This window comes from Desulfocucumis palustris (assembly GCF_002933875.1).
GTDB classification, from domain to species: Bacteria; Bacillota; Desulfotomaculia; order Desulfotomaculales; family Desulfocucumaceae; genus Desulfocucumis; species Desulfocucumis palustris.
Genome location: NZ_BFAV01000127.1, coordinates 46,536 through 57,930 on the forward strand (window position 1 = coordinate 46,536; position 11,395 = coordinate 57,930).

Below are 11,395 nucleotides of genomic sequence, written 5' to 3' on the forward strand. Positions count from 1 at the left end.
TATGGATCTAAAAAAAGCAACTCCAAAATTTTTTACAAATTTGACTTCTGGAGTTTCAGTGACAACTAGATTAAGTGTAACTGGAAAAGGTTTTGTGTATTTGATATATGGTCCTGATATTGTTAAATTAATCATTGATGGGGTAGTTGTTTTAGGTGATGCTTCTGTCTCTCCTTCTCCATCTGGAGATGTACCATTGCTTTTTAGGTTTAATACAGGTTTTGAATATAAAAGCAATACTACTTTAAATGCCGGAATTATGTATGCTTTGGAATAGGAGGATATAAAATGAATTTTGAAGTAATAGATAATGTTGTTATGACAGTAAAAGAAGTTGTAACACCCTCACAGGTGGCCATAATAAAAGAATTTTATTGTTTTGAACATAAAACATCTGTAACCACTGACAAGTCAAATATTTTAAATAATGGTGTGGACATGGCTGTTATTGCTTTTAAGTGGCAGAGGTTTGACGTAGAAACCGGGAGTTATATTGACAACCCAACAGACAACACTGATATTATTGTTAATATTGCAGGAACACAGGCAGTTATTACCCCGGTAAATGGAGTTGCTGAAGTAACCTTTTCGTCTGCCGAACTTGGGGAGTATGTTATTGAATCAATTAACCCACAAGCTGAAAACGGGAAAGTGACGGTGATTGCTAGTGCCTAAAGCTGAGAAAACGGGGAATCATTTTCATGTTCCGATAGATTCTATGCGTGTTGAACTTGAGCAGATAAAACAGCGTCAGGTCCAGAGAAAGCAGGAAGGCAAACCGTCGAAGATTACTAATGACATGATTTATGAAATGCTTTCGGACGTTCTGGAGAATCAAGCCAGGATTGAAAACATGCTTAGGAAGTTAACGTCACAATAGACTTAAAATGCGCAGCATTGAGTTTCGTCAAAGGAGAGTGAAAAACAGAAATGCAAACACGTAGCCCTCAAAATGCCAAAGGTATAGATGTTTCAATATGGCAAGGAGATATTGATTGGAAAAAAGTCAAGGCAGCTGGTACTTCTTTCGCTTTTCTGAAAGCCACAGAAGGTAAATCCATAGAAGATAAACAGTTCGCTAAAAACATCATAAATGCCAGGGCAGTCGGTATCCTCGTTGGAGCATATCACTTTTGCCGGGCTAAAGATGTGGCGGAAGCACAAAAAGAAGCTGACCACTTCATTAACACTATCATCTCGGTTGGTGGCTTTTATCTGCTTAATTTGCCGTCTGTTCTGGATATAGAAACAAAAGAAGGTATCACTAAAGCAAATATAACCGCCGTTTGCCATGAATGGCTTGAGAAAGTGAAAAAGGCTTCAGGAAAAACACCACTTATATATGCAAATAATGATATGGCTGTTAATTATCTGGATAAATCCTTAGCTGTATATCCTTTATGGTTTGCCAGGTATGGCGTTAGTCAGCCACCGAATGCAGGAGGCTGGAGCCAGTGGACATTCCTCCAGTATACTGATTCAGGTGCTGTTTCAGGTATTTCTGGAAATGTTGACACAAACGAGTACCACGGGACTTTAGAAAAGCTAATATCTGTCTATGGGGGTTATAAGATGAAACCTGAAGACGCAAACAAAATTATCGCTGCTTTCTTAGGACCTCTGTATAACTTTGTTACAGACCCGAAAGAAAAAATGGAGTGCAATCGGCTGGCGAATGAGCTTAGAAAAGCTTCTGGACAGCCTACCAAATAAGGTTTGAGAAAATTTGTTTTTAAATAATGATGCCATAGACTGCTTAACCTATAGATATACTAAAGCGGAGGGGGTGTTATCCCCCACCGCTTCTTGTATAGTTATACGAAAACAATTTTGGAAATTTTGCGTGAGAATTTTGGACATTTTGTGTGAGACGCTTCACCCGGGGATGCGGGGCCGGTAATGACGTGTACTCCGGATTTGGCGATAAAGATGTGGCCTTCGCCTTTAACGACGTTAAAAAGATGGTTGCGGAGAGGCAGTTTATCTTCGAGGGAGCCTTTGCGAAAATAGAGGCTGATTACCCTGAAAAGGAATTTTCAAAGCTGGATAAAAGCAACCTTTGCCCGGCGCTGGTACCGGCAAATATAGACTATATTTACAGGTTGAGTAAGTAAATATAAATTATTTGCGGCAGCTTTTATTATTTTTCTTTTTGTCCGAGGCTGTGAGGACGATTTATCCAAAAGGCGGCATATACCAATGCAGCCTATACCAACTGGAGGTTATTCTAAAGGTATTTATATCGGCTATCAACTAGGAAAAATAAGAGTTAAAACCGAAAATGGAATAGAAATACTTAGTCTTGACAGCGATATGAAAAGAAAATTTAAAAATATGAATATTAAGAATGGCTATTATATTAATGTTCACTATTATCAAGAAATCAATGAGGGTGGCGGTGTATCAAACATCAAACATGTACGGTCTATTGAGATAATTAACTTTCCTGCCGAGAAGTCCACGTCCTGAATAAAGCGAAGGGCGGGGATGAAAGGCGGACATGCTTTTTTTGGCACCGCCCGAAAAGAACAATTGAAAAGAATTGACAGAATGATCCAAATTATATAAACTGTAATTACAGCAAAGATGTTTATATGGGGGTGCTGCAATAATGCCTGAGGTGATTCAGCAGGTTCAAAAAAGGATGTTGGTAAGTTTAGCTCAAATTGCCAAAAAGATTGCTATCAAGGAAGGCGATCATGTTGCGTTAGAAATTCGAGATGGCGGAGTTTTTATCAGGCCTGTAGCATGGCATGACAAAAGTCAGGAATATTTTTGGTCTGAAGAATGGCAGCAAAAAATGAAGCAAAGTGATGAAGCCATTAAAGAGGGGAAGATAAAGACATTTACGAATTCCGGTGACCTTTTAAAAGAATTGGGTGAAGATGATGCCGACAATCATTCTGACTGAACCCTTTGAGAAAGATTTTTGGAAGTTATCCGGAATTGAACGAAAACAATCAGGGAAGGCGCTGCGTTTTTTGTCCGATAATCCTAGACATCCGTCTTTACAAATACATAGGATCAAGGGAACGCTTTTCTGGGAAGCTTATGTAAATAAGGATATTAGAATAATATTTGAACAAAATAGTGACACCCTTGTTCTTCATGCTATCGGGCATCACGACGTTTTGAAGAAAATTTGATCTTTGTCATTTAGTTATGATACGAGGTGGTGTTAAAATGCGAAAACGAAATGCCCTAATTGCTTTTCTGGTTGTTATCATTCTGGCCCTATTTACAATTAGCCTGAAATTTATCACTCCTACCCCGGCGCATGCCGAAGAAAGCGATAAACACGATGTAATATTCACCCTGGGGAAAACTGCATACACCGTTGACGGCCGGGAAAAAGAACTTGATGTCGCGCCGTACACCAAAAACGGCAGAACCTACATACCGGTTCGCTATCTTGCCCAGGCCTTGGGCGCAAAGGTGCAGTGGGACGAAGCGTCACAGACCGTTTGGCTGTTCGGGGACAAAAAAATAAGCCTTGTGGTCGGCTCATCGGTAATGGCCCTGGATGATAAGAAGTATCAGTTGGATATTGAGCCGGAAATAACCAATGGCCGAACAATGCTCCCCGCCAGGTGGGTGGCGGAGGCGTTGGGTTACGGGGTTGACTGGAATGAAACGGCCAATGCGGTTCACATAAGACCGGCCAGGGCTGGAGAGGCCCTGCTGCAACTGCAAGCGCCCAAACCCCAGCCAATATATAAAGGGGCGCCGAAACCTGCTGAAGTGGTTTTTTTGGAAAGCGCCTTTGGGGTTGAGATGAAGAATCTTGTGGGAGATGGCCATGGTTGGGATTACAAAGATAAATTTTTAATGGTTGGTTATAGCGGATTAGGTTATTACTTAAATAAAACCCAAAAATGCAAATGTATTATGATTGGCATATTTCCACAAAGGCAGGCGGATAAGAGCTTCCACATAGTGGATGCCCCTCCGGAGGTTTATCCAAAATTCAAAAAAGCTCTGGAAAAGTTTTTTCCTCAACAGGCTGATGAAGCATATAAATGTTTCATGGATAATGTGGCTGATGCCAAGAAGAACGGTTCAGTTTGGGAACCGCATAAAATTGTTTATAGATATGGTGATCCCTATAAGGCTCCACTGTTGGAAATAGAAAATTGGCGTAATGGTGGTAAACAGGTTGTAATATATATGTATTTTAATTGAAAATACGGGAGGCATTCATAAGTGTCAAAGAAAACAATCAAGTGTTGTTTTCTTTTTTTTGCTTTGCTGGCAATAGGCACAGGGATATTTTTTTACCTCGGACAGCAGCAAAAAAATATCGAAAACAATACCCCGGAAAATGTCGGCTACATCGAAAAAACATTGTCAATCAAGATGAGACCTGTGCCAAATAATGAATGGTTCTACAGGAATGACGCGTATACGATAAGATGCCAAATGGATGCCCAAAAGGAATACATAGGCATTAATTTGCGTCCCAAAAGCTCGGAGCAAGTCGATATTAAAAGCATAGAAAAAATTGTGCATAAACATTTTAGAGATTGGAATGGTGAAATAGACAAGGCACTTGAAGACAATTGCTTAAAGGTAAAGAATGGAGTGTTTACGAATGGAAAAATTGAATATCAAAAGGGTACGGAAGGCAAAGGCCCGTACCTGGACATAACAACCTGGCAGGATTATGACGGAACAGTATATATTTGTATGCTTTTACCCTTTTAAGAAGAGGAGGTAGACATGATGTTGCGTAAAATATTGGCTTTGGCTTGCATACTAGCCATATTCTTTCCTTGTCACTCTTTTGCTGATGAAGCTGGTGAAAATAGTTTATTTATATACATTACTTACGTAAAAGGAAAAGAAGAAGTAAAAATTAAATTAGATAAAACTTATGCCATAGATAATAACACCACGGTATTCGGAACTCCGGAAGATGTGAAAAAATACCGCCCTGATATTAAACCTGAACAGGAATACAGGGACGGACAATGGAGGTATTTGGGGTTTACGGCTGATGGATTCCCCTACACAAACGATTTGTTCCCAGACGATCCGGGGATACACCTGCCGCACAATGAAAGAAAATATATAAAAGAGCCTTGGAATACAAGAAATCCAAACACAGGCGATAGATACTGCCCTGATAATTCTATTGAGCTTCCCCGGGAAATGTGGGAGTACGTATTAAAACAAGTTCCCCAAAACATGCCGAGTTATATGCTGACATACCCCAGTTGCTGCGATTATTGGTATGTTCAGGGCACGCCCTGGCTTGAGGGCCTGGGCGGGATGGAGGGGACTTTACGGGAGTTCCATGAGGGGAAGAACTGGTACGAGACGTTTCGGGTGAATTTCAAAGATCCCAACCCGCCCGATCCCCACCCGGATTTTGGTGTGCCGGCTATCAGCCCGGGAACGGACCAGGCGGTGCCAGGCCAGGAATATACCGCAAGAATTAACCTTACCCAGGAGGATGGTAACTTTAAGGACTTACCGCCTGTCCATGTTGTAGTCCAATTGAACAATCAGACAATAAAAGAGCAGGACATGCAGATTGAAGATTTAAAACAGGTTGTAGTTCAATGGACAGCTCCTCCCGGCGCCGCCAGTGTAACTCTTTTCAGTAAAATTAACGGAGGTATTGCGGGCCCACACCCCATTAACGAGGACAACAGGTATAGCAACAATGAAAACTCCAAAAGCATACCCGTGCTTCAGGACGGCGGAAGCGGCGGGACAGTGCCCCAACCGCCTCCGCCCCCTCCGTATATAGGCAGTCAGGCTAACCTGATAGCCCAGAGTGTGCAGGTAACCCAGGCCGGAATACCGGTGGATGAAATAGAATCAGAGGGTGACTATAAAATCCGGGCCACCTTCAAAATAGTAAACCTGCCTGAAAAAGCCAAGGGAAAGCCGGCCCAGATTCAATGGTGGCTGGATGCGGGTGATGGTTTTGAAGGTAAAGGTACTTCTCATTTCTTTCTGACCGGCGATGACACGATAACATACGAAAGCTGGTCCTGGGACGGATCGGAGGCCTTTGACGCCGGCGAGGTGGACATAGCGGCCACCATTAACCTGACGGACGCGTATGGAGCATGGCAGAAAATAGTGGACCCTGACATCGGGGAGGAGGAAACCTACGACGACAATGTTACCTTGGCCACCATAACCGCCAGGGAAGAACCAGAGAAATACCAGGGAGGCCTTAACCATACCATAGGCGCGTTTGAGGCCGGGGCCGGATATTTGGACCATGTGGAAGTAACATGGACGCAGGTAAACATACCGCCGCCCGCCCCCTTGCCAAAGGCAAAAGTAAGGGCCATACTGTGGCCGTCTTCCCGGGATGGGGGTTATAGAAGCAGGAGCGATATGCAAGCTTCAAGAAGCGCCAGCGGGCTGTACCTCAAAACGGAGGACATTAACGGAATTACCGTTCAAGGTGTTTGGATACGAACTGCAATAAACGGAAAAACGGAAGAAGTATTTGCCCAGTGTAACGACAACGGCGTCTTCACCGGGGTGGGATATATACGGCAGGTGACCGTTTTGCAAGAGGCGGTTGGTGAAAAAAGCACCAAGGTGATTTACCCCAAGGCGGCAAATGGCTGGCGCACCCTGTCTGGCAGAATGGACGGCGGCATATACGGAGAAATGAATGAGGAGAAAAAACGCAAGAAAACCTGGGTCAATTATAAATCGGAAGATAAAACCATACTGGTGGAAATGGTAAACAACAACCGGTTCCCAACCACCAGCAAAATTATGGTGGACAACTGGGGCAATAAATTAACCACCACGGCGGAATTCAAAGGCGGGCAAAAACTTTACGCGAAGGTGGATAATTTTCTGGAAACCGGGGGTGATGACGGCTGGCAGCATATCAACGTGCTCACCGGGGTAACCGGCTTTAACGCTCCGGGAGGGCCGGCCTGGATGCTTAATGTCAGCAGCGCAAACGGCCAGGGCTACCATAAAGAAGGAAAGGAGACCCAGGGCGGCTGGCTAAACCCCTTTGAATGTCACTCCGAGGAAGAGGGCTATTTCATAATACCCAGGTATGCGGAGCCTGAACTGGCAAGTAAATGCGAAGTTTCCGGGCCGGCGCCCTATTATGATAGCGACTACGACCACTATTTAAAGCAAACCACCCAGGGGCAGTTGACAATATCCAGGCTGGCTTTTAAAAATTATTTTATGCCGGGAATTTTCCTGAAACCTTGCTTCGTTCCCAAATATAAATTTATGCCCGTGGGCGACAATCCAAACCTCGGAACCGTGGAGGAAGCCGGTGTGGAGCCGGGGTACGCCCTGGTAAGGGGGGAAATACCGCCGCCGGGCAGCTGCGCGGTAAATGAGGCTGGAGACATGGTTTTCACCAATAACACAAACTGGCCGGAGGACGTTGAGGTAACGGTGAAGGCGGCATTCACTGTTAGCGACGTTGAAAAAGGCGAGTTTACTTATGATACGAGAGAGCTGAAAGATGAATTCGGCAATCCCAGGGAGACGGTCAAGACCTATGAGCAAACCTTTAGAAAGACCGTCCCAGCCGGTGAAGCGCAAACCATGGGCAATATGGGCAGCCTTATGGACTGGGTGGGCAAAAACTATCCCGGAACAAAGGAAGAGAGGATAAGTAACCGTGAGTATGAGTATTACAGGATAACCGGACCACTGGAGATAAAAATAACCTTCAATAAAATAGCCGTGAAAGTATCCCCGGACTATGTGGGGGAAATACCCATAGCACCGGCTCCCAAACTGGGGTCATTGGGCTGCAGGGAAGGGAATAATCTGTACTCCGGTTTTGACGATTTGAACGTGGCGTTTGCGCATAATCGAATTAAAGATTTGATTGACGAGAGGCAGTTTATCTTCAAGGAAGCCTTTGCGAACCTCAAGGCTGATTACACTGAAAAGGATTTTTCAAAGCTGGACAAAAGCAACCTTTGCCCGGCGCTGGTGCCAGCAAATATAGACTATATTTACAGGTTGAGTTATTAAAATAATTATTTTACGTGAAATAATAGTGGCTCTTGCAGAAATGCAAGAGCCACTGCTTTCAAGCAAAATCAAGAGTTGATTTTCATAATAAAAAGCCTGGCTTTCTTCTTTTTCTTTAGTAAAAATGTTTTGGTTATACAATGGTCAATCACTACAATTTTGTTGGATAAGTTACTTTTATTAATTAATCCTATAACAGATAAGTGAGTAATTCCATAGAAAAGTGTGTTTTGGGAAAAATTTTTTGTTATTATGCTAAAGTCATGTGTAACTTTTTCAGATAAAAAGTGGTTATGAACTGGGAATGCCAGTAATTGGCCTTATATTCTGGATAATTATACGACAATATTCGTCCGGATGAAATTGAAATATAAAAGAATGCGTGGTGAAAATAATAGATGGACATACAAACAAGTAAATAGTAGCTTCTGCAAAGCGGGAGTTGCTTTTTTTAAAAGAAACTTTTTTAAGGAAGGAGTGAAACAAAAAATTGTTCAAAAGAAGACTGTCCCTACCCTTTGGAAAAACAGAAAAAAGCAGCTGGCCACTTAGAATTGCTGTTGTGGCAAGCTTGGTTATCGCCGTGGCCAGCGCCTATGCCCTGCGCCAGTACAGCATGAACAACCAGGAAATCACCCGGGTGCTGGTGGCAGGGCGGGACATAATGCCGTACACCGTAATAACCCAGGATTATTTAGGCTGGCGTAACGCCCCCAAGGGCGCCCAGGAGCCCGGGACGGTGCAGAATCCAAAAGAGGTGGTGGGCAAAATGGCCGGCACCGTTATTTTTGCCGGGGAGCAAATACGAAAAGAAAAGCTTTCAGATCCCGGCCTATCCCTGCAGCCCACGGAAAGGGCCATCGCCATCCCGTCTAACTCCGTTAAAAGCGTAGGAGGGACGATTATGCCGGGGGACATCGTGGACTTGTATTGGATAAGCAATCCCGAACTGCCGGCAGTCCTGATATCCCAGGGGGCAAAGGTCATGGAGATAAAGGGGAAAAGCGCCGGCCAGGCCATAACCCAGGTGACCCAAAAAGCCGGCAGCATGGTACAGCAGGCGGTCTCCGCCAGCGTTGACGACGCAACAAAAAATGAAACCTTTATAGCTATTGTCATCGTGAACCGGGATAACGCGGCAATAGTGGCACAGGCCGCCATCAGCGGCGATGTGGTCTTTTCAAAAGTTAACCGGGCAGCTTCTGTTCAAACGGCGGCGGCCCAGTCTGTTCCGGTAGCAATTAATGAACCTGTTGTTCCGCAGGAACAAACGTCAATCCCAACCCGGCAAGAAAGCCCGAAAACAAAAACCGGGACAAGGGAACAAGAGCCTGACAAACGGGCCAATCCGGCGGAGGAACCCGAAGAAGCCGGCGGCAACGAAAAAAATATAACTCAATAGGGGGGCAAGGATTAAAGTGGCCACAGTACATAAATTTGTTAAGGTTGGGGAGCTGTCCCCTGAAAAGTTCCAGGAGATATTTGCGGAAACCATCGTTGATAAAGACAGGCTTCCGGAGTCTTTATCAAGCAGGCGGGACACCGTTATGCAAAGGGCCTGCGCCGGCTATCCTGGAGCAGCCCTGGAGGCGGTAACGCTGATTACCGATTTTATGGCCCTGTACAACATAAACGTTGAAGGGCTGACCGATGAAAAGGCGGCCTGGGAGGTATACAAATCTGTTTGGGGTCTGGATATACTTGAGGAGTTATATAATGACCCGGAGGTGCAGGAGATTGATGTTAACGGCCCCGACCATATCCATGTGCTGCGCAAAGGAATATGGGAAAGGGTAGATATTAAGTTTCCCAACGATGAGAGAATCAAGGAGCTAATCAACCGGCTGATACTTCACGACAATGTTAGCATAACCACCAGCAATCCTTATGTTGAGTCCAAACGGGCGGACGGCAACAGGATTACGGCGGCTATACCGCCGGTTACGAAACACCCCATCATCAGCCTGCGGAAACTGGGCACCTTTGAATATACCCTGGAAAATCTCACCCGGGCCGGCACTTTAAACGAAAAGGTGTACAGGCTGTTGGAGCTATTGGTAAATGGCCGGGGAAATATTTTAATCTCCGGCGGAACCAATACCGCCAAAACATCTTTGCTTCAGCACCTGGTGAGTTTCATGCACAAATCCTTGAGGTTAATTACCCTGGAAAATAAATTTGAACTGGAACTGGGCAAACGCTATCCATATCTCAATGTAGTGGAGTTTGAAGAGGATCCCGGCAAGGGGGTAACGCTTAAATCCTTGTTTCGTCTAACTTTACACCTGACGCCGGATATAATCATCGTCGGTGAAATAAGGGGCCGGGGGGAAGCCGAGGAGGCCATTAAGGCCTGTCTGCGCGGCCATGACGGGACAATAGCAACAATACATACCTCCAGCGTGGAAGAAGCTATTAACGGCCTGGCCATGATGAATATCGAAGAAGGAAAAAACCTTCCCCTGGAGCTTGTGCGGCTGGAGGCGGCTTCGGCATTCAATGTAATTATCCAGATGTATTCATCGCCAATAGCCGGGATAAAGAAAATTATCCGGGTGACTGAGGTATATGTGGAGGACGACAGAATAGTGTTCAACGACTTATGTAAATGGGTACCGGAGGGGGACAATTTTTTAATTGGCGGCTGGGTATTCCCCAACAAGCCGAGCAGCCGGTTCATGGAAAGATTCGTAAAACACGGGGTAACACCTGAACAGATGAGGGCGGCTGATTTCACATGTTAACCCATAATCAAACACTATGGTTGTTGTCGATGATATTCGGGCTGTCCGCGGCGGTGGCGGGAGGCGTGCTGTTAAAGCAATGTCTGGAGGGTCTGGCTCCGGGCCTGAGAGGTTTGATTGACAAATACATCTACCAGCGGACACTGCGAGCCATGCCCATGGGTATTCAAAAGGCAATAGGAAAAAACAAGGCTGTTAGAAATAAGGATCTGGCAGATATATATCTCCAAAAAATCAAACAATTCGTAATGTCAACCGGTGTGCCCGCGGCCATCTATCTGCCCGTAGCGTTGCTGCTGGCTGCCGTTGGCTTTTTTATGGGTTATTTTTACTTAAAGAACATAGTGGCCGCGTTCGCCCTGGTGCTGGCGGCGGTGTACTTGCCACAGCAAATTTTCTCCAGCTCAAAACAGCGTAAAATAGAAAAGCTTCAAAAGCAGCTGGCGCCTGTTGCAAGCCTTTTCGGGGCCGAATTCTCCAGCAATCCCCAGGTCACCAGGGCGCTGGAGACAACTGCACGGAACGCCCCCCAGCCGGTTAAAAGCGTTCTGGAGCAGTGCATAAGGGACATTAAGGCAGGGTTTGATCCGGATACCGCCTTCCACCGTTTGGGAAAAAATTTAAACTACGAATACGGGGCCTTCTTTGCTCAGCTTTTA

Annotated in this window: 13 protein-coding genes; all 13 read left to right on the forward strand. The window is 45.0% G+C overall.

Translation table 11 applies throughout. The features are described from left to right. The first annotated feature begins 1 nt into the window (after position 1). Entirely contained in the window at positions 2 to 277 is a 276-nt protein-coding gene (locus tag DCCM_RS18320) for a hypothetical protein (RefSeq protein WP_128739139.1), read from the forward strand. Positions 278 to 288: 11 nt separating this feature from the next. After that, complete coding sequence (locus DCCM_RS11005; RefSeq protein ID WP_104372451.1) at positions 289 to 675, forward strand: hypothetical protein; 387 nt, start codon at positions 289 to 291, stop codon at positions 673 to 675. A 43-nt stretch (positions 676 to 718) separates the two neighbouring features. Continuing rightward, on the forward strand, positions 719 to 880 hold the full coding sequence (locus DCCM_RS18630; RefSeq protein ID WP_165792118.1) for a hypothetical protein: 162 nt from the start codon (positions 719 to 721) through the stop codon (positions 878 to 880). A gap of 50 nt (positions 881 to 930) precedes the next feature. After that, positions 931 to 1,713, forward strand: coding sequence for a glycoside hydrolase family 25 protein (locus DCCM_RS11015; RefSeq protein ID WP_104372453.1), 783 nt, complete (start codon positions 931 to 933; stop codon positions 1,711 to 1,713). A gap of 191 nt (positions 1,714 to 1,904) precedes the next feature. Further along, positions 1,905 to 2,114: a hypothetical protein gene (locus DCCM_RS11020; RefSeq protein WP_104372454.1), complete on the forward strand. Its 210-nt coding sequence runs from the start codon at positions 1,905 to 1,907 to the stop codon at positions 2,112 to 2,114. 85 nt (positions 2,115 to 2,199) lie between these two features. Then, positions 2,200 to 2,469: a hypothetical protein gene (locus DCCM_RS11025; RefSeq protein WP_104372455.1), complete on the forward strand. Its 270-nt coding sequence runs from the start codon at positions 2,200 to 2,202 to the stop codon at positions 2,467 to 2,469. Between the two features lie 142 nt (positions 2,470 to 2,611). Further along, positions 2,612 to 2,911 carry an AbrB/MazE/SpoVT family DNA-binding domain-containing protein gene (locus DCCM_RS11030; protein WP_104372456.1) on the forward strand — a complete coding sequence of 100 codons (300 nt, stop codon included), beginning with the start codon at positions 2,612 to 2,614 and terminating at the stop codon, positions 2,909 to 2,911. Positions 2,912 to 3,183: 272 nt separating this feature from the next. Beyond that, positions 3,184 to 4,182, forward strand: coding sequence for a copper amine oxidase N-terminal domain-containing protein (locus DCCM_RS11040; protein WP_165792119.1), 999 nt, complete (start codon positions 3,184 to 3,186; stop codon positions 4,180 to 4,182). 21 nt (positions 4,183 to 4,203) lie between these two features. Then, positions 4,204 to 4,704: a hypothetical protein gene (locus DCCM_RS11045; protein ID WP_104372459.1), complete on the forward strand. Its 501-nt coding sequence runs from the start codon at positions 4,204 to 4,206 to the stop codon at positions 4,702 to 4,704. A gap of 15 nt (positions 4,705 to 4,719) precedes the next feature. After that, the gene (locus DCCM_RS11050; protein ID WP_128739140.1) at positions 4,720 to 7,992 is read left to right on the forward strand and encodes an Athe_2463 domain-containing protein; all 3,273 of its coding nucleotides are present in this window, start codon (positions 4,720 to 4,722) and stop codon (positions 7,990 to 7,992) included. A 490-nt stretch (positions 7,993 to 8,482) separates the two neighbouring features. Beyond that, complete coding sequence (cpaB, locus tag DCCM_RS11055; RefSeq protein WP_104372461.1) at positions 8,483 to 9,394, forward strand: Flp pilus assembly protein CpaB; 912 nt, start codon at positions 8,483 to 8,485, stop codon at positions 9,392 to 9,394. A 16-nt stretch (positions 9,395 to 9,410) separates the two neighbouring features. Further along, entirely contained in the window at positions 9,411 to 10,736 is a 1,326-nt protein-coding gene (locus DCCM_RS11060; RefSeq protein WP_104372462.1) for a TadA family conjugal transfer-associated ATPase, read from the forward strand. After that, positions 10,730 to 11,395 (forward strand): type II secretion system F family protein (locus DCCM_RS11065; protein ID WP_133163955.1); only part of this gene is annotated, 666 nt, incomplete at its 3' end. The genes DCCM_RS11060 and DCCM_RS11065, both read left to right, overlap by 7 nt.

Bases quoted from the DNA above. Each gene is read 5' to 3' on its own strand.
- DCCM_RS18630 (WP_165792118.1), top strand. From the start codon at position 719: ATGCGTGTTGAACTTGAGCAGATAAAACAGCGTCAGGTCCAGAGAAAG.
- DCCM_RS11025 (WP_104372455.1), top strand. From the start codon at position 2,200: ATGCAGCCTATACCAACTGGAGGTTATTCTAAAGGTATTTATATCGGC.
- DCCM_RS11030 (WP_104372456.1), top strand. From the start codon at position 2,612: ATGCCTGAGGTGATTCAGCAGGTTCAAAAAAGGATGTTGGTAAGTTTA.
- DCCM_RS11050 (WP_128739140.1), top strand. From the start codon at position 4,720: ATGATGTTGCGTAAAATATTGGCTTTGGCTTGCATACTAGCCATATTC.
- DCCM_RS11040 (WP_165792119.1), top strand. From the start codon at position 3,184: ATGCGAAAACGAAATGCCCTAATTGCTTTTCTGGTTGTTATCATTCTG.
- DCCM_RS18320 (WP_128739139.1), top strand. From the start codon at position 2: ATGGATCTAAAAAAAGCAACTCCAAAATTTTTTACAAATTTGACTTCT.
- DCCM_RS11015 (WP_104372453.1), top strand. From the start codon at position 931: ATGCAAACACGTAGCCCTCAAAATGCCAAAGGTATAGATGTTTCAATA.
- DCCM_RS11005 (WP_104372451.1), top strand. From the start codon at position 289: ATGAATTTTGAAGTAATAGATAATGTTGTTATGACAGTAAAAGAAGTT.